The organism is Aeromonas sp. s10, assembly GCF_040907975.1.
Taxonomy (GTDB): domain Bacteria; phylum Pseudomonadota; class Gammaproteobacteria; order Enterobacterales; family Aeromonadaceae; genus Aeromonas; species Aeromonas caviae.
Genome location: NZ_JBFOCV010000036.1, coordinates 117655 through 136640 on the forward strand (window position 1 = coordinate 117655; position 18986 = coordinate 136640).

Sequence of the window (18986 nt, forward strand, 5' to 3'; positions counted from 1 at the left end):
ACAGTACCCTATACCAATCGTGATTATTCTTGATCCAGCTTTTTCTCAAGCTTGCTCAACCGCTTGTGCATCTCTTCGATACGCATCACCCGGGCGGCGGTCTTGCGCCACTCTTTATTGGTTTGCAGGGGGATGCCGGAAGAGTAGATACCGGGCTCGGTGATGGGACGCATCACCATGGCCATGCCGGTGACGGTGGCCTGGTCGCAGATCTCCATGTGCCCGTTAAAGACGGAGGCACCACCAATGATACAGTATTTGCCGACCTTGAGACTACCGGCCATCACGGTGGAGCCCGCCACGGCAGTGCCGTAGCCGATCTCGACGTTGTGGGCGATCTGGCACTGGTTGTCGATGATGACGTTGTCAGCGATGCGGGTATCTTCCAGCGCACCGCGGTCGATGGTGGTGCAGGCACCGATCTCGACCCGGTTGCCGATGGTCACGCCACCAAGCTGGGGGATCTTGATCCACTCGCCGCGCTCGTTGGCATAACCGAAACCGTCTGCCCCGATCACGGTGCCGGCCTGTACCAGACAGTCCGTGCCCAGGGTCACGTTGTGATAGAGGGTGACGTTGGCCCACAACCGGGAGCGCGCTCCCAGTCGGGTATCCTTGCCAACGAAACAGCCCGGGCCGATGCGCACATCGTCACCCAGCACGACGCCGGATTCGATCACCGCATTGGCACCGATGGCCACTCTCTCGCCCAGTTGCACGTCCGCCGCGATGACGGCGCTCGGATGGATATCCATGGCCGGCTGCGGGGTGGTGTCCAGCAGTTGGGCAACCCGTGCAAAGCCCACGTAGGGGTCCTTGAGCACCAGGGCGTTGGTGGGGCAAAACGGCAGGTCTGCCTCGGTGATGAGCACGGCAGTGGCCTTGCTCTGCTCCAGAAAATGCCGGTACTTCTTGTTGGACAGGAAGGCTATCTCCCCCTCCCCGGCTTTTTCCAGTGTCGCGACCTTGCGAATTTCCCGGGTCCCATCCCCATGGACCTCGGCCCCCAGTTGCTGGGCCAGCTGTGCGAGAGTGAATGCCATCAATTAGTTGCTCTTGCTAACCTGAGAAATAACCTGGCCGGAGATGTCCAGCTTGCTGGCTGCATAAGGGGCGGCGTTGCGCTCCAGCACCAGATCGTAGCCATTGCTCTTGGCGATGGCGTCGATGGCAGCCTGCACCTTGGTCAGGATCTTGTTGCGCTCTTCGGACTGACGGCGACCGTTGTCCTGTTCAAACGCCTGACGCTTCTGGTTGAACTCCATCTGCAGCTTGGCCAGCTTCTCCTGGCTCTGCTTCTTCTGTTCGGCGCTCATGAAGGCTTCGTCCTTCTTGAACTTCTCGACCAGTGCCTGACCGTCGGACTCCAGCTTCTGCAGTTCACGCATGCGCGGCTCGAACTCGCCCTTCAGCTTCTTGGCAACGGCTTCACGCTGGGGCAGCTTTTGGAAGACTTCGCCCATGTCGACCACGGCAATCTTGGTCTCAGCGAAGGCAGAACCCATGCCGGCAGCCATCAGTGCAAAGCTCAAACCAGCTACTTTCAACGCTTTATTCACACTTACTCCTTGGTCCCTCGGTCGAGGGCTACCTGATTTACCTGATTGTGCAAGCGATCCACGAGATCGTCTTGTTACCTGGTGAGGCACGCAAACGCGCGACCCATCATGCTTCCCCCGCCATGGCGGGGGGGGGCGTCCGCTCCCCTTAGAAGGTACGGCCGATGTTGAAGGAGAAGACTTCGGTGTCGTCCCCTTCGTATTTCTTGATTGGTCTTGCCAGCACGAACACCAGCGGGCCCATGGGAGAGAGCCACTGCAGCGACAGGCCGGTCGACATCCGGATGTTGCTCGGGTCGGAGTAGTCCATCAGATAGTTGCAACCACTGAAGCAACGGTTCTGATACTGGCTGTAGTCGAAGTGGGTATCCCACACGGAACCGGCGTCGATGAAGAAGCTGGTCCGCAACTGGGGCTGATAGGTCTCGGAGGCAAAGGGCGTCGGCACGATCATTTCCAGCGAGGCCACCGCCAGGGCGTTGCCCCCGACCGAGCTGTCAGTGCCCTGGATGACGTCGTTACCACTCAAGTTGTAGTAGTAGAGCGCCTTCGGACCGACTGTGTTGCTCTTGAAACCACGCAGGGTATCGAAACCACCGGCGTAGTAGTTCTCGAAGAACGGCAGAACGTGCTCGTAATCGCCATTGGTGCCGTAGCCATCGCCGTAGGAGGCACGGGCCTTGGCCAGCATGACCCATTTGTGATCGGCATCAAACGGGAAGTAGTGGGCATCTTCTGCGTTGAGCTTGAAGTACTGCAGATCCATGCCGGGCACCGTCACCTTGGCGTTCACCCGCTGGCGGTCACCGGAGGTCGGGAACTGACCCTTGTTGAGGGTGGAGCGGGTCCAGCCGGCGGTGACGTCCACGGTGTTGAACACCATGCGGTTGTCGCCATCCAGATTGCCGTTGTAGACCTTCCAGAACTCGTCCACCTGTACATAGGGGTTGGGCTGGGACAGTTTGTTGTTTTCGTAGCCCAGGCTGAAGTCGAGACGGTTGTTCTCGTTGACCGGGAAGCCGCTGGAGAGACGGAAACCGACGGTGGTGTTCTCGTAGTCCACGATGTTGGCGTCGGCCGCACTGAACTTGTTGTAGTAGAGACGGCCGCCCAGGCTCACCCCGTCCACGGTGAAGTAGGGGTCGTTATAGCTCAGGTCGACGCTCTTGGAGTAGTCGTTGGTGCTGGCGTTGATGCCGATCTTCTTGCCGGTCCCCATGAAGTTGTCCTGCTGCAGACCCGCCTGCAGGCTCAGACCCGACTCGGTGCCGTAGCCGATACCGGCGTTGATGGACCCCGCCGGCTGCTCCTTGACCTTGAAGTCCAGATCGACCTGGTCATCGCTGCCCGGCACCCGCTTGGTGTCAACCTCCGCGGTCTCGAAGAAGCCGAGGCGGTTGAGACGGGTCTTGGACTGCTCGACGTTGTCGGAGGAGAGCCAGGTGCCCTCCATCTGGCGCATCTCGCGACGCAGCACTTCGTCCTTGGTGGTGACGTTGCCGCTGAAGTTGATGTTGCGCACATAGACCCGGGGACCCGGCTCCACGTTGACGATGAGCTCCACTTCCTTGGTCTGGTCGTTGATCTGGGGGAAGGTGACCACTTTTGGATAGGCGTAGCCGTAACGGCCGAGGAACTTGGAGAGCACCTCTTCGGTATGGGTCACCTGGCTGGCGGAGTAGACGCTGCCCGCCTCGATGGGGATGAGGCCCTTCATCTCGCCGCCGCGGTCGATGAGGTCGCCCTTGAGCTGGATGCCGGAAACCTTGTACTGCTCCCCTTCCTTGACGTTGAGGGTGACATAGACTCCCTTCTTGTCCGGGGTCATGGAGACCTGGGTGGACTCCTGGGTGAAGCGGATGTAGCCGCGGTCCATGTAGTAGGAGCGCAGCACTTCGATGTCACCGGCCAGCTTCTGCTTCTGGTAGCGCTGATCGCCGGTGAAGTTCCACCAGGGCACGTCGTCCTTGAGGGAGAGCTGGGCCAGCAGCTTCTCTTCCGGGAAGACGTTGTTGCCGACGATGTTGATCTGCTGGATCTTGGCCGCTTCCCCTTCCACGAAGGTGAACTTGAGGTCGACCCGGTTGCGCGGCAGCGGGGTGACGATGGCCTTGACCTTGGCGGAGTACTTGCCCACGCCGTAGTAGAAATCTTCCAGCCCTTTCTCGAGGGAGCTCAGCACGGTGCGATCCAGCGGATCACCCACGCGGATCCCGGAGGATTCCAGGCTCTGGGTCAGTTGCTCTTCCTTGATGTCCTTGTTGCCGGAGAACTCGATGCTGGAGATGGTCGGGCGCTCCTTGACCACCACTTGCAGCACCTGACCGTCGCGATAGACCTTGACGTCCTCGAAGTTGCCGGAGGCATAGAGCTTCTTGATGGCGTTCGCCAGGGACACGGAGTCGACGGAATCACCGACCCGCACCGGCAGATTCAACAGGGCGGCACCCAGGGTCACCCGCTGCAGGCCCTCGACCTGAATGTCTTGCACCACAAAAGAGGCCGGGGCAGCCTGAGCCAGGAAGCTGGCCCCCAGCAGGCAACTCAACACCAATGCTTTTTTAACAGCCATTTTGTTCTTATGTGTCCTTGTTGATGCTCTGGCCTCAGAGGCGAGCGAAATCATTAAACAGCGCAATGCCCATCAGTAACATCAGAATGGCGGCGCCTATCCTGAACCCAACTTCCTGAATTTTTTCCGATACCGGCTTGCCGGTGATCGCCTCGATGAGGAAATAGACCAGATGGCCACCATCGAGCACCGGCAGGGGGAACAGGTTGATGATCCCCAGGTTGACGCTGATGAGCGCCAGGAATCCGAGGAAATAGACCAACCCGTAATCGGCGCTGCTGCCGGCCCCCTTGGCGATGGAGATGGGGCCGCTCAGGTTGTCCAAAGAGACGATGCCACCGATCAGCTTGCCTATCATGTCGAAGGTCAGGGTGATCAGGCTCCAGGTCTTCTGGACCCCATGCCACAGGGCTTGCAAAGGCCCATACTGTAACAGAGTTCGATACTCATCCGGTAATGGAACCAGTTGCGGCGACAAGCCCACAAAACCGACCAGCTGGCCCTTCACTTTCTTCCCGTCCGGGGTCAGGGTCAGGGTCATCTCGCTGCCCCCGCGCTCCACCGTCACCTGCAGCGGCTGCGCCGGTGACTGCTGGACACGCTCGACAAACTGGGCCCATTCGGTGATGGCCTCTCCATCGACCCCCTTGATGCGATCCCCTATCTGAAGGCCGGCCTTCTCGCTGGCGCTCGATGGCACCACGGCCTCCACCACGGGCAGCACCTTGCCACCGAGGGGCACGATCCCGAGGCTCCCGATGGGTGACTCTTTGTCCGGATCGAATTTCCAGCCGGCCAGCTGCAGGGTCTTGTCCACTGCATAGCTGGTGTTGGCCGCCTTGAGCTTGAGCTGGACCGAGTCATCGCCAAGGTGGCTGATGAGGGCGTAGGTGACGCTCTCCCAGTCACCGGTCTCCTCGCCGCCGACGCCGACGATCTCCATGCCAGGCAGGATGCCGGCCTCTGCCACGATGGAGGCGGGACGCACCTCGCCCACCACGGGTTTGACGCTCGGCACCCCTATCATGAACATCAGCCAGAAGGCGAACAGGGCGAACACGAAGTTCGCCATGGGGCCGGCCGCGACGATGGCCATCCGCGCCCAGACGCTCTTGTGGTTGAAGGCCTGCGCCTCCTCCCCAGGCTTGAGTTCGTCGACCCGGCCATCCAGCATCTTGACGTAACCGCCAAGGGGGATCAGGGCCAGCACGTATTCGGTACCATCCTTGCCAAGGCGACGCCAGATGGCCTTGCCAAAGCCGATGGAGAAGCGCTCCACCTTGACGCCGCAACGACGAGCCACCCAGAAGTGGCCAAATTCATGCACCGCCACCAGCAGCCCGAGGGCCACGATGAAGGCGCCGATATTCCACAGAACCCCGCCCATCAGCCGCGTACCTCGCGGTCATGTCCAGTCCTGCGCTCGAGAGCATGGAGAGGGGCTGGCTGCCACCACAGTCCGTTCATACGGCAAGCTCCTTTATCAGTTGCTGGGCACGGGCTCGGGCCGTACCGTCCAGGGCGATGAGATCCGCCAGAGAGCCGGCAGCACTGCTGCCCAGCTCGGCCATGACGGATTCGTTGACTCTGGCAATATCCATAAATCCGATCCGCTCTGCAAGAAAAGCCGCGACGGCCTCCTCGTTGGCGGCATTGAGGGAGGTGGTCGCCCCCTGCCCCTGCTGGCACGCGCTAATGGCCAGCGCCAGACAGGGATAGCGCTCATAGTCGGGCCGGATAAAGCTGAACTCTCCGACACTGAAGAAATCCAAAGGTTCCACACCGGACTCGATCCGTTCCGGATAGGCCAGAGCGTGGGCAATGGGGGTGCACATGTCCGGGTTGCCGAGCTGGGCCAGCACGGAGCCATCCTTGTACTGCACCATGGAGTGAATGACAGACTGGGGGTGGATCACCACCTGGATCTGCTCGGGGGCCGCATTGAACAGCCAGCGCGCTTCGATGTACTCCAGCCCCTTGTTCATCATGGTGGCGGAGTCCACCGAGATCTTGGCCCCCATGGACCAGTTGGGATGGGCAATGGCTTGCGCCGGAGTGACATGGTGCAGTTCGCCCACATCGGCATAGCGGAAAGGCCCACCGGAGCCGGTCAGCAGGATCTTGCTGATCCCCGCCCCGGCCAGATCGCAGAAACCGGGCTGGCGCTGCACGTCGACCGGCAGGCACTGGAAGATGGCGTTGTGTTCGCTGTCGATGGGCAGCAGCTCGGCGCCGTGCTCGCGCACCGCCTCCATGAAGAAGGCTCCGGACATCACCAGCGCCTCCTTGTTGGCCAGCAGAATGCGCTTGCCGGCGCGCACGGCAGCCATGGTGGGTGCCAGACCCGCCGCACCGACAATGGCCGCCATCACGCTGTGGGCCTCGGGGTGAGCAGCCACGTCGCACAGGGCTGCCTGACCGGTCAACACCCGGGTGGTGCTGCCGTGGGCCTTGAGCCGACCCGCCAGCTCGCTGGCGGCGCCTTCGTCCACCATGACGGCGAATCGGGGAGAGAATTCGAGACAGTCGCGCAGCATGGCATCCACGCTGCGGGCAGCGGTCAGCGCCAGCACCTGCCAGCGCCCGGGGTTGTGGCGCAGTACCTTGAGGGTGCTCTGACCGATGGAGCCTGACGCTCCCAGGATCACCAGGTTTTGCATCAAGACTCCTGATTGGGTAACAGACTGATGGAGCGGGACGCTCCCGGGATCATCAGTGCGCGAAACATCAAAACTCCGGACCGAGCAACAGGTAGCTGAGCAGGAAGACGGGCAGCGCCGCCGTCAGGCTGTCGATGCGATCGAGAATGCCCCCATGGCCCGGCAACAGGGTGCCGGAATCCTTGATGCCGGCTTCCCGCTTGAACATGCTCTCGGCCAGATCGCCGAGCACGGAGGCCAGCACCGCCAGCAGAGAACAGAGCAGCACGGTGCCCATCTTGGCAGGCACGAAGCCCATGAACCAGGTCACGCCGATGGCCAGCAGGCTGGCGGTAAACAGCCCACCCAGCATGCCTTCAATGGTTTTCCCCGGGCTCACGGCCGGCGCCAGCTTGTGTTTGCCGAACGCCTTGCCAAAAAAATACGCGCCAGAATCTGCCGCCCAGACCAGTCCCATCACGAACAGCAGGATCCAGGCCCCCATCATGGGGTCGTGGTAGAAGTTGTAACCGCGAATGGCCACAAGGGACCAGAAGAAGGGAACCAGGGTCACCAGACCAAACAGGGATTTGAGCCAGATAGATTCACGCCACAGCCTGGCGCTTTGCGGGTAGCGCAGCACCAGCAGCAGCCCCAGCAGCCACCAGCTGACGGCGGTCCAGAGCACGCCCATCACCAGCGGATGCAGTTGGGGGATCCAGAGTTGCTCCACGGGCACCCAGAACAGGCTGGCCCCCAGCAGCAGACAGAACACCAGCGGCAACCACTGTTGCGGCTGGGCAGTGACGAAGGCACTCCACTCACGGCTGGCCAGCAGAAAGACCAGGGCGGCGAGCAGGGCAAAGAATTTCAACGGCAGAAAAAACAGCGCCCCCAACACCAGGGGAACTAACAGTAATGCGGTAATAATTCGTTGTTTTAGCAAAAGAAACCTCTCTCTTGGGAGCGGGGTTTAGCCGGTCTGTTGCGCGGCGATCAATTCCCGGATCTGTTCACCCGTACACCCGAAGCGACGCTCGCGAGCAACGAAGGAGGCAACTGCCCCACTGAACTCGGCCTCGTCAAAATCGGGCCACAGGACCGGGGTAAAATAGAGTTCGGCATAGGCGAGCTGCCAAAGGACAAAGTTGCTGATGCGATGATCCCCGCCGGTGCGGATCAACAGATCCACGGGGGGCAGATCAGCCATGCAGACATGACGACCCAATGCCGCCTCATCGACCGCCTCGGCATCCAGTTCACCCGCCGCCACGGCCCGTGCCAGGGTCCGGGCCGCCTGGGCGATGTCCCACTGACCGCCATAGTTGGCGGCGATATTGAGGGTCAATCCCTGATTGTTGGCGGTCAGGGCCTCGGCCTTGGCAATCTTGGCCTGCAGCCGCTCGCTGAAGCGGGCAGTGTCGCCAATCACCCGAAGGCGAATGCCGTTGCTGTGCAACTTGCTCACCTCGCGACCCAGCACCGTCATGAACAACTCCATCAGGGCGTTCACTTCTCCTTCCGGACGGCGCCAGTTCTCGCTGGAAAACGCAAACAGGGTCAGCGCCTCCATCTTGGCACGAGCGGCAAAGGCCACGGCCTCACGCACGGATTTCACGCCCGCCTTGTGCCCGGAAACCCGCATCTTGCCGCGGTTCTGGGCCCAGCGACCATTGCCATCCATGATGATGGCGACGTGACGGGGCAAGGACGAGCTGGCGCTATCGCCTAGCGCTGCCAAAAGCGACATTCATTTCTCCCACAAAGACAAAAGCGCCGTGCAGGGGCACTACACGGCGCTCGTAATATACCTGTCGGAGGCTTAGATTTCCATTAGCTCCTTTTCCTTCACAACCAGGGCGTCATCCACCAGCTTGATGAAGGTATCGGTCAGCTTCTGGATCTCTTCCTGGGCGCGACGGTCGTCGTCTTCGGAGATCTCTTTCTCTTTCAGCAGGGCTTTCAGGTCGGCGTTGGCATCGCGACGGATGTTGCGAATGGCAACCCGGGCACCTTCGGCTTCGGCACGGACGATCTTGGTCAGATCACGGCGACGCTCTTCGGTCAGCGGCGGCAGCGGTACGCGCAGAGTCTGGCCGTTGCTGGACGGGTTCAGGCCCAGATCGGAGGTCAGGATGGCTTTTTCCACCGCCTGGATCATGGAGCGATCGAAGATGGAGATGGAGAGAGTACGGGCATCTTCTGCCACCACGTTGGCCAACTGCTTCAGAGGAGTGGCAGCACCGTAATACTCCACCTGGATGCCGTCGAGCAGGCTCGGGTGAGCACGGCCGGTACGGATCTTGGACATCTGGGTCTTCAGCGACTCTACGCTTTTGCCCATGCGGTCCTTGGCGTCGTTTTTAATCTCGTTGATCACAGTGGTTTTCCTTTTGGCGAACGAGCCGACGGGCGGCTCGTATCTATCTTGTTGACTGGCGTAATGGACAAGCGAGCCTGGGGCTCACACTTGCCTTACTTGCTGGCCTGGTGGATCAGGGTACCTTCCGGCTCACCCATGATCACGCGGCGCAGCGCGCCCGGTTTGTTCATGTTGAACACCCGGATCGGCAGATCGTGGTCGCGGGCCAGGGTAAAAGCAGCAAGATCCATCACTTTGAGTTCTTTTTCAAGAACTTCATCATAACTCAGTTCCTGATAGAGCACGGCATCCGGGTTCTTGACCGGGTCATCGGTGAACACGCCATCGACCTTGGTGGCTTTCAGCACGACGTCGGCTTCGATCTCGATACCGCGCAGGCAGGCTGCCGAGTCGGTGGTAAAGAAGGGGTTGCCGGTACCGGCAGAGAAGATCACCACCTTGCCGGCACGCAGCTGGCTGATGGCTTCGGCCCAGCTGTAGGAGTCGCAGACCCCTTGCAGGGAGATGGCCGACATCAGGCGGGCATTCACATAAGCACGATGCAGGGCATCACGCATGGCCAGGCCGTTCATGACGGTCGCCAGCATGCCCATGTGGTCACCCACCACGCGATTCATGCCTGCCTTGGCAAGGCCGGCACCACGGAACAGGTTGCCGCCACCGATGACCAGACCGACCTGAACACCCAGCTCAACCAGCTCTTTGATCTCTTGGGCCATCCGTTCCAGCACCGCCGGATCAATGCCAAAACCCTCGGATCCTTGCAGGGCTTCACCACTCAACTTCAGAAGAACACGTCTGTATGCAGGCTTGGGATTGGTACTCATGTCACTGATTCCTGGTCATATAAAGACCGCGACATAAGTCGCGGTCTGGGGAAACGGAAAAACCGGTTCGATTAGGCCTTCTGAGCGGCCGCGATCTGGGCTGCTACTTCAGCAGCGAAGTCGGTCTCTTGCTTCTCGATGCCTTCGCCCACTTCGAAACGGGTGAAGGAAACAACGTCAGCGCCTTCTTTCTTCAGCAGCTCGGCAACGGTCATGGAAGGATCTTTCACGAACGGTTGACCAGTCAGGGAAACCTCACCGGTGAACTTCTTCATGCGGCCTTCAACCATCTTCTCGGCGATCTCTTTCGGCTTGCCGGAGTTGATGGCGATGTCGATCTGGATTTCGCGCTCTTTGGCAACGACTTCGGCAGACACGTCTTCCGGTTTGACGAATTGCGGGCTGTTGGCAGCAACGTGCATGGCCAGATCTTTGGCCAGCTCGTCGGTACCGCCAACCAGCTTGGTGATAACACCGATGCGGGAGCCGTGAACGTAGGTGCCCAGGTTGTCACCTTCAACCAGCATCACGCGACGCAGGTTCATGTTCTCACCGATCTTGGCGATCAGGTTGGTGATGGTCAGCTCGACGGACTCGCCGTTGCCGAAGTCGGCGGCTTTCAGCGCGTCAACGTCAGCGATTTTCTGGGTAGCAGCGATCTCGACGATCTTCTGACCCATGGCCAGGAAACCGGCATCCTTGGAAACGAAGTCAGTCTCGCAGTTCAGCTCGATCATGACGGCAACGTTGCCTTCGGTACGGGCGAAGATCACACCTTCAGCGGCGATACGGCCAGCTTTCTTGGCGGCCTTGGCCTGACCGGATTTGCGCATGTTCTCGATAGCCAGCTCGATATCACCGTTGGCTTCTTCCAGCGCTTTTTTGCAATCCATCATGCCAGCGGCGGTGCGCTCGCGCAGTTCTTTTACCAGGGCGGCAGAAATGTTTGCCATGTCCAGTATCCTCGGTCTTGAATTGACAAGAAACAGGGGCCACAAGGGCCCCTGCTAACCAATTACATCAGCTTGGTTAATAAGGGCTTTTCAGTCCTTATCAATTACTCAGCTTCAACGAAGCCATCTTGTTCGGCTTGAACAACGATGTCCTGCTCGCGGGCTTCCAGAACGGTGTCAGCAGCAGCGTTCAGGTACAGCTGTACGGCACGGATAGCGTCGTCGTTACCCGGGATGACATAGTCAACGCCGTCCGGGTTGGAGTTGGTATCAACGATGGAAACTACCGGGATACCCAGGTTGTTGGCTTCTTTGATAGCGATGTGCTCGTGGTCGGCATCGACAACGAACAGAACGTCAGGCAGGCCGCCCATGTTCTTGATACCACCCAGGCTCTTCTCCAGCTTTTCCATTTCGCGAGTACGCATCAGCGCCTCTTTCTTGGTCAGCTTGTCGAAGGTACCGTCTTCGCTCTGGGTTTCCAGATCTTTCAGGCGCTTGATGGACTGACGAACGGTTTTCCAGTTGGTCAGCATGCCGCCCAGCCAGCGGTGGTTAACATAGAACTGGTCGCAACGCTCAGCGGCTTCTTTGACGGCTTCAGACGCGGCACGCTTGGTACCTACGAACAGTACCTTGCCTTTCTTGGCAGCTACGGAGCTGATGAAGTTCATGGCATCGTCAAACATCGGAACGGTTTTTTCCAGGTTGATGATGTGAACTTTGCTGCGGGCGCCGAAGATGTAGGACTTCATTTTCGGGTTCCAGTAACGAGTCTGGTGACCGAAGTGAACGCCGGCTTGCAGCATGTCGCGCATAGAAACTTTAGCCATTTTATACCTCTGTATTGGGGTTAGGCCTCCACACATCCCATATAACCGACCCGTTAAGGCACCCCGGCATATGTGTCGATGTGTGTGTGTTGTTGAGTAAGGGTGATGGCATGAGGACACGAGTTCCCCATTCCGGCGCGCTTTATACCATAACTTTGGTCATGACACCACCAGCCCGGCTGCTAAAAATGGATCCCGGACCATGGTGCGACCGCCTGATGACGTTGCGATGACGATCACACTGGAAGTAAACGGGGGTTGGGGATAAAATTTCGCCCTGATTGCAAACGCATCTATTTTTCATTACCTGGTTGTTGGGCATCGGCAGGATGCGCAATCAGGCCCCAAGAGAGATCCCATGTCCATTAAAATCAAGACACCGGAAGAGATTGAAAAAATGCGTGTCGCCGGCCAGCTGGCCGCCGACGTGCTGGTCATGATCGCCCCCCACGTCAAGGCGGGCGTCACCACAGACGAACTGAATACCCTCTGCCACGACTACATCGTCGACGTGCAACAGGCTATCCCCGCGCCGCTCAATTACCACGGCTTCCCCAAGTCCATCTGTACTTCGGTGAACGATGTCATCTGCCATGGCATCCCGAACCACAAGAAACTGCGGGAAGGAGACATCATCAATCTGGATATCACCGTCATCAAGGATGGTTATCACGGCGATACCTCCGCCATGTTCATCGTGGGCCAGACCACCCCCCTGCGTCGCCAGCTCTGCAAGGTGGCCCAGGATAGCCTCTATGCCGCCATCAAGCGAGTGCGCCCGGGCATGTGCATCACCGAGATCGGCGCTGTCATCCAGCCCATCGTCGAGCAGGCCGGCTTCTCCGTGGTACGCGACTACTGCGGCCATGGCATCGGTGCCGAGTTCCACGAAGAGCCGCAGATCCTCCACTACCGCAACGGCGGCAAGCTGGAGCTGAAAGCGGGCATGTGCTTCACCATCGAGCCCATGGTCAACAGCAAGAAGTACCACTGCAAGGTCAATCCGAAGGATGGCTGGACCGTGACCACCAAGGACGGCGGCGACTCCGCCCAGTGGGAGCACACCCTGCTGGTGACCGAGGATGGCTGCGAGGTCCTGACCCTGCGCCCCGACGACACTATCGAGCGTTTTATCCGCCACGTTTGACATTCAACCCCGGCCGCGCGCCGGGGTTGCTCTTTACCCGGCCCGACCGAGAGTGTGACATGCCATGGATGCCAGCCTGCTTTCTCCCCATCTGCTCCCAGACGATCAGCTCACCCGTGACAACTGCAAGGAGTACCTGAGCCGCTTTCTCGCCTGGCTGCACGAGCGCTTCGACGCCGGTGACAACATCATCGAACTGGTGGCCACCCGCTCCGAATACATGGACGCGCTGCTGACCAGGCTCTGGCACAAGTTCGGCTTCGACAGGACCGAGCTCACCCTGATTGCGGTAGGCGGCTATGGCCGCGGCGAGCTGCACCCCCACTCCGACATCGACCTGCTGATCCTCTACGAAGGAGATGAACTGGACGAGGTGCTGGGGCTTCGCATCGGCGAGTTCATCACCCTCTTGTGGGATCTCAAGCTGGAAGTAGGGCAGTCGGTGCGCAACGTGGCCGAGTGCATCGAGCAGGGCCGCAACGACATCACGGTTGCCACCAACCTCATCGAGGCCCGTTACATCACGGGTCGCCTGGCGGGATTCGAACAGTTGCAGGCGGCCACCCAGCCCCAGCACTTCTGGCCGAGCGAAGCCTTCTTTCGTGCCAAACGCGAAGAGCAGGCCCTGCGCCACCAGCAGTTTCTCGGCACCGCCTACAAGCTGGAGCCGGATCTCAAGAACAATCCCGGGGGCCTTCGCGACATCCAAACCCTGGCCTGGGTCGCCCGCCGCCACTTCGGCGCCACCACCCTGTTCGAGATGACCAGCCACGGTTTTCTCAACCGGGCCGAGTACCGGGAGCTGCTCGACTGTCAGAACTTCCTGTGGAAGGTGCGCTTCGCCCTGCACATGGCCATCAACAAGGGGGATAACCGTCTCTTGTTCGACCGCCAGCGCACCGTGGCCCAGATGCTGGGGTTCGAGGGGGAAGGCAACGGCCCGGTCGAGCAGATGATGAAGCGCTTCTACCAGACGGTTCGGCGGGTGGCCGAGCTCAACGAGATGCTGCTGCAACTCTTTGACGAGGCCATTCTCGGCAACACCGCCATGGACGTGCGCCGCATCAGCGACGAATTCCAGCTACGCGGCCGCCTCATCGATGCGGTGGACTCCGAGCTGTTCGGCCGGGATCCTGCCGCCATCCTGCGACTCTTCTACCAGATAGCCCAGCACCCGGAGATTGCCGGCATCCACTCCGCCACCTTGCGCCAGTTGCGCGAGGCCAGACGCACCCTCAACTGCTGGCTGCAAGATCTACCCGAGTGCCGCCGTCTCTTCATGGCGCTCCTGCGCCACCCCAACGGCATCGGCCAGCCGCTCACCCTGATGCACAAGTACGGGATCCTCGCGGCCTACCTGCCCCAGTGGAACCTCATCGTCGGCCAGATGCAGTTCGACATGTTCCACGCCTACACGGTGGACGAACATACCCACAGGCTGCTGCAGAACATCCATCGCTTCCCGAATCCGGCCAGCCGCCAGACTCACCCGCTCTGCCACGAGGTGTTCACCCAGTTGCGCAAGCCCGAGCTGCTCAGCATCGCCGCCCTCTTCCACGACATCGCCAAGGGCAGGCGTGGCGATCATTCCGAACTCGGGGCCGTGGATGCGCTGGAGTTCTGCCAGTTGCACGGGCTGGATCGCTACGAGAGCCGACTGGTCGCCTGGCTGGTGCGCCACCATCTGCTGATGTCGGTCACCGCCCAGCGCCGCGACATCTACGACCCGGATGTGGTCACCGACTTCGCCCAGAAGGTGCGGGATGAATTGCACCTCGACCTGCTCTATTGCCTGACCGTGGCCGACATCTGTGCCACGAACGACAGTCTGTGGAACGACTGGAAGGGCACCCTGCTGCGCGAACTCTACTTCGCCACCCAGAAGGCCCTGCGCCAGGGGTTGGAAAACCCGCCGGACATGCGCCTCAAGATCCGTGAAAACCAGCGTCAGGCCAGACAGATCCTGACCCAGCGCGAGGTGCCACAGGAGGCGGTCACCGCCCTCTGGAACGACTTCAAGGCCGATTACTTCCTGCGCCACAGCCCGGAGCAGATCGCCTGGCACTGCCGCAAGATCATCGCCCACGGTGACAACCCGGCCCCCCTGGTGCTCATCGGCAAGCATCCCATACGGGGCGGTAGCGAGGTGTTCATCTATTGTCGCGATACTCCCAACCTCTTTGCCACCGTGGCCTCGGCGCTGGATCAGAAGAACCTCAGCATCCACGACGCCCAGATCATGAATTCGCGCAACGACTACGTGCTTGATACCTTCATCGTGCTGGAGCCAAACGGCGAGCCCATCAGCCCCAACCGTACCGCCACCATCAAGAAGGCGCTGGAGAAAGCCCTTCAGGAGCCGGGCAAACTGGTACTGCGCAGCAAGCCCCTGTCCAGACGCCACCGCCAGTTCAGCGTGCCGACCAGGGTGGTCTTCCTGCCCCACAAGGGGGAAAACCGCCACACCCTGCTGGAGCTGACGGCCCTGGATACCCCGGGCCTGCTGGCCCGTATCGGTGCCGTGTTCCAGCAGTGCGGCCTCTCCCTCCATGCCGCCAAGATCACCACCATCGGTGAGCGGGTGGAGGACTTCTTCAGCCTCACCACCCTGGCCGGAGAGCCGCTGAACCCGGAGGAGCAACAAGCCCTCGAGGAGAGGCTGGTCAATCAGCTCAACCCCCAGGAACCGGTTGGTGAGAGTGCCTGACACGCTCGGATGAAGCCTCGAAAGAGGCTTTTTGACGCATTGATTCCTCAATCAGAACAAATGGTTGGACCACTCAAGTACAATAAATCGCCCTGATTCTGAAGAAATCGGCGAGAGCCCTTAAAAACGATTGGAAAAGTGTGATACAACAAACAGAATTTTATAAAGGAAACCTGTCATGACCCAGTTGCAACAGACCATCGAAGCGGCCTTCGAGCGCCGTGACTCCATCACCCCCGGCTCCGTCGATGCCGCCACCAAGGCCGCCATTCTGGAAGCCATCGACCTGCTGGACTCCGGCAAAGCCCGGGTTGCCGAGAAGATTGCCGGCGAGTGGGTCGTCCACCAGTGGCTGAAGAAGGCCGTGCTGCTCTCCTTCCGCATCAACGACAACGGCATCATCAAGGGCGACGATGCCCAGTACTACGACAAGGTTCCCCTGAAGTTCTCCAACTACACCGAAGAGCAGTTCAAGGCTGCCGGTGTACGCGTCGTGCCGCCCGCGACTGCGCGCAAAGGCTCCTTCATCGCCCCGAACACAGTGCTGATGCCCTCCTACGTCAACATCGGCGCCTTCGTCGATGAAGGCACCATGGTCGACACCTGGGCCACCGTGGGCTCCTGCGCCCAGATCGGCAAGAACGTGCACCTCTCCGGCGGCGTCGGCATCGGCGGCGTACTGGAGCCACTGCAGGCCAACCCGACCATCATCGAAGACAACTGCTTCATCGGTGCCCGTTCCGAAGTGGTGGAAGGGGTGATCGTCGAGGAAGGCTCCGTCATCTCCATGGGGGTCTTCATCGGCCAGTCCACCCGCATCTATGACCGCGAAACCGGCGAAATCCACTACGGCCGCGTCCCGGCCGGCTCCGTGGTCGTTTCCGGCTCCCTGCCCTCCAAGTGCGGCAAGTACAGCCTCTACGCCGCCGTCATCGTCAAGAAGGTGGATGCCAAGACCCGCGCCAAGGTCGGCATCAACGCCCTGCTGCGCTCCATCGACGAGTAATCCACGTCGATGTCATCAAGGGCACCTCTGGTGCCCTTTTTCATGCCCGCTCTCATGGGCGGGCGCCAACTCCCCTGCCCCACCATCACTGCACACCCCCATGAGACGATACCGCTTATCGCAGCGCTGACTAGGCATCACCCTTCCTCCTTGGCTCGTTGATTAAAAAAGACCTTTTTGACACCAATTTAATTTTGGCGCGCCTGTCACAGGCAAGGCGTCCGGACTCGGGTAAGATAGAGGGGTCAGGATCGTTTCAAACCAAGGAAGCCCGATGTACGAGAATCTCAAGAGCCTGGGGATCCAGGAACCCACCTCGGTGGACAGCTACACCCTGCGCCAGGAAGCCAACCACGACATCCTCAAGATCTATTTCAAGAAACAGAAGGGTGAATTCTTCGCCAAGAGCGTCAAATTCAAATACCCTCGCCAGCGCAAGACCATGCTGGTCGACTCGGGGACCCATGAGTACAAGGATGTCACCGAGATCAACGCCAACCTCAAATACGTGGTGGATGAGCTGGACAATCTGACCCAGGGCGGCCAGCCTTCCGCCGATCCGGACATCAAGCAGAAGATACTGCGCGACTTGCGTCATCTGGAAAAGGTGGTGCAGAACAAGATCAGCGAGATAGAACGAGATCTCGAAAAGCTTTAAGCCGGTCTGATGCAGCAAAGGCGCCCAGGGGCGCCTTTTTCATTGGGTAACACCATGCTGGCGCCGTCAGGAAAGTCCCCGCACATGTCCCGCCACCAAACGCAACCCAGCAAAAAGGGAGGCTTGCGCCTCCCTTTTCGGAACTCGGATATCGGAGCGCAATCAGTTGCTCTTCATCCAGATGTCCATTTCAGTTTTCAGGTTGTCGGACTTGGTGCCGAAGATGGCTTGTACACCGGAACCAGCCACCACCACACCGGCGGCACCCAGCTTCTTCAGACCAGCCTGGTCAACCTTGGCCACATCCTTCACACCGACACGCAGACGGGTGATGCAGGCGTCCAGAGAGGCGATGTTCTCTTTGCCACCGAAGGCGGAGACCAGTGCAGCAGACATCTCGTCCTTGCTTTGACTGGCAGAGGACTCTTGAGCGGCTTCGTCTTCACGACCCGGAGTTTTCAGGTTCATGGCACGGATGACCACGGTGAAGACCACGTAGTAGATGACCGCGTAGACCAGACCCAGACCCACCAGCAGCAGCATATTGTCGGCACGCGGGGATTGCACCACGAAGTCGATGAAGCCGTTGGAGAAGGTGTGACCGTGAACGACACCCAGCATGTTGGTCAGGACATAGGCCAGACCGGCCAGCAGGGCGTGGATGGCGTAGAGTACCGGGGCCACGAACAGGAAGGAGAATTCGATAGGCTCGGTGATACCGGTCAGGAAGGAGGTCAGAGCAGCAGAAGCCATGATACCTACGATCTTGGCGCGGTTTTCCGGCTTGGCGGAGTGCGCAATGGCAAACGCGGCAGCAGGCAGACCGAACATCTTGAACAGGTAGCCACCCGCCAGTTGACCGAAGCCGTTACCGGCAGCACGGGAAGCGTCATCAGCAGTCAGGAAGCAGGTCATGATGCCGTGTACGGTTTCACCGGCGGCGTTGACGCAGGTACCAGCCTGATAGAAGAACGGCACGTTCCAGATGTGGTGCAGACCGAACGGGATCAGGGAGCGCTCAACCACGCCGTAGATGCCGAAGGCCAGGACCGGGTTCTGGTTGGCAGCCCAGTCGGAGAAGGCACCGATGGCACCACCAATCGGCGGCCAGATGAAGGAGAGCACGACACCCAGACCGATGGAAACAAAACCGGTGATGATGGGCACGGCGCGCTTGCCAGCGAAGAAGCCGAGGTACTCTGGCAGCTGGATCTTGTAGAAGCGGTTGAACGCCCAGGCAGCCACGCCACCGGCGAGGATACCACCCAGCACACCGGTATCGATCTTCTCGACACCCATCACAGGCGCCATCACAGTCAGGGTGGCGGTCATGATGCCGTAGCCGACGATGGCGGACAGGCCGGAAACACCGTCGTTATTGGTGAAGCCAAGGGCGACGCCCACGGCGAACAGCAGAGCCATCTGGCCGAATACGGAACCACCGGCCTGCTCCATCAGTTGGGAGACGATTTCCGGCAACCAGCTGAAGTGGGCAGCACCCACCCCCAGCAGAATACCTGCAACGGGCAAGACCGATACGGGCAGCATCAGCGCCTTACCGACCTTTTGCAGATTAGAGAAAGCATTTTTTAACATGTGTGCGCTCCTGAATGGATTTTTTTCCGACAACGACTCAGGGCAGTTTATTGATGACGATGTGCTTCATCCGTCACTGCGCCAAGTGCGTTTCCCGGGTTGCTTA

16 protein-coding genes are annotated in these 18986 nt (G+C 59.9%); 4 read left to right on the forward strand and 12 right to left on the reverse strand.

Features of this window, described 5'->3' with window-relative positions; genetic code table 11:
* Positions 1-23 precede the first annotated feature (23 nt).
* The 11 genes from lpxD to rpsB form a co-directional block, all read right to left on the reverse strand.
* On the reverse strand, positions 24-1043 hold the full coding sequence (gene lpxD, locus AB5Y59_RS12420) for a UDP-3-O-(3-hydroxymyristoyl)glucosamine N-acyltransferase (protein WP_039039449.1): 1020 nt from the start codon (positions 1041-1043) through the stop codon (positions 24-26).
* Between the two features lie 3 nt (positions 1044-1046).
* Entirely contained in the window at positions 1047-1559 is a 513-nt protein-coding gene (locus tag AB5Y59_RS12425) for an OmpH family outer membrane protein (protein ID WP_029313943.1), read from the reverse strand.
* Positions 1560-1707: 148 nt separating this feature from the next.
* Positions 1708-4131 carry an outer membrane protein assembly factor BamA gene (gene bamA / locus AB5Y59_RS12430; protein WP_029313941.1) on the reverse strand — a complete coding sequence of 808 codons (2424 nt, stop codon included), beginning with the start codon at positions 4129-4131 and terminating at the stop codon, positions 1708-1710.
* Between the two features lie 34 nt (positions 4132-4165).
* Positions 4166-5518: a sigma E protease regulator RseP gene (rseP, locus tag AB5Y59_RS12435; RefSeq protein ID WP_069651739.1), complete on the reverse strand. Its 1353-nt coding sequence runs from the start codon at positions 5516-5518 to the stop codon at positions 4166-4168.
* Between the two features lie 76 nt (positions 5519-5594).
* The gene (ispC, locus tag AB5Y59_RS12440) at positions 5595-6791 is read right to left on the reverse strand and encodes a 1-deoxy-D-xylulose-5-phosphate reductoisomerase (protein WP_368212059.1); all 1197 of its coding nucleotides are present in this window, start codon (positions 6789-6791) and stop codon (positions 5595-5597) included.
* 67 nt (positions 6792-6858) lie between these two features.
* The gene (locus tag AB5Y59_RS12445) at positions 6859-7716 is read right to left on the reverse strand and encodes a phosphatidate cytidylyltransferase (RefSeq protein ID WP_039039428.1); all 858 of its coding nucleotides are present in this window, start codon (positions 7714-7716) and stop codon (positions 6859-6861) included.
* Positions 7717-7743: 27 nt separating this feature from the next.
* Positions 7744-8520 carry a polyprenyl diphosphate synthase gene (gene uppS / locus AB5Y59_RS12450; RefSeq protein WP_039039427.1) on the reverse strand — a complete coding sequence of 259 codons (777 nt, stop codon included), beginning with the start codon at positions 8518-8520 and terminating at the stop codon, positions 7744-7746.
* Between the two features lie 72 nt (positions 8521-8592).
* Positions 8593-9150 carry a ribosome recycling factor gene (frr, locus tag AB5Y59_RS12455; protein ID WP_010673406.1) on the reverse strand — a complete coding sequence of 186 codons (558 nt, stop codon included), beginning with the start codon at positions 9148-9150 and terminating at the stop codon, positions 8593-8595.
* Positions 9151-9245: 95 nt separating this feature from the next.
* Positions 9246-9980 carry a UMP kinase gene (gene pyrH / locus AB5Y59_RS12460; protein WP_010673405.1) on the reverse strand — a complete coding sequence of 245 codons (735 nt, stop codon included), beginning with the start codon at positions 9978-9980 and terminating at the stop codon, positions 9246-9248.
* A 71-nt stretch (positions 9981-10051) separates the two neighbouring features.
* Entirely contained in the window at positions 10052-10933 is an 882-nt protein-coding gene (tsf, locus tag AB5Y59_RS12465; RefSeq protein ID WP_010673404.1) for a translation elongation factor Ts, read from the reverse strand.
* Positions 10934-11037: 104 nt separating this feature from the next.
* On the reverse strand, positions 11038-11766 hold the full coding sequence (gene rpsB / locus AB5Y59_RS12470) for a 30S ribosomal protein S2 (RefSeq protein ID WP_010673403.1): 729 nt from the start codon (positions 11764-11766) through the stop codon (positions 11038-11040).
* A gap of 358 nt (positions 11767-12124) precedes the next feature.
* On the opposite strand from rpsB, the gene map reads away from it, so the two are divergent.
* The 4 genes from map to AB5Y59_RS12490 all read left to right on the forward strand — a co-directional run bounded on the left by map (position 12125) and on the right by AB5Y59_RS12490 (position 17284).
* On the forward strand, positions 12125-12913 hold the full coding sequence (map, locus tag AB5Y59_RS12475) for a type I methionyl aminopeptidase (protein ID WP_010673402.1): 789 nt from the start codon (positions 12125-12127) through the stop codon (positions 12911-12913).
* A gap of 64 nt (positions 12914-12977) precedes the next feature.
* Positions 12978-15620 (forward strand): bifunctional uridylyltransferase/uridylyl-removing protein GlnD, encoded by a 2643-nt coding sequence (gene glnD / locus AB5Y59_RS12480; protein ID WP_042015535.1) that lies wholly within the window; start codon positions 12978-12980, stop codon positions 15618-15620.
* 178 nt (positions 15621-15798) lie between these two features.
* Positions 15799-16626 (forward strand): 2,3,4,5-tetrahydropyridine-2,6-dicarboxylate N-succinyltransferase, encoded by an 828-nt coding sequence (dapD, locus tag AB5Y59_RS12485; RefSeq protein WP_010673400.1) that lies wholly within the window; start codon positions 15799-15801, stop codon positions 16624-16626.
* A gap of 274 nt (positions 16627-16900) precedes the next feature.
* The gene (locus tag AB5Y59_RS12490; protein WP_039039426.1) at positions 16901-17284 is read left to right on the forward strand and encodes a DUF3461 family protein; all 384 of its coding nucleotides are present in this window, start codon (positions 16901-16903) and stop codon (positions 17282-17284) included.
* A gap of 162 nt (positions 17285-17446) precedes the next feature.
* Here the strand turns inward: AB5Y59_RS12490 and ptsG are convergent, their stop codons facing one another.
* Positions 17447-18880, reverse strand: a complete 1434-nt coding sequence (gene ptsG / locus AB5Y59_RS12495; protein WP_045523587.1) for a PTS glucose transporter subunit IIBC — start codon at positions 18878-18880, stop codon at positions 17447-17449.
* Between the last annotated feature and the right edge of the window lie 106 nt (positions 18881-18986).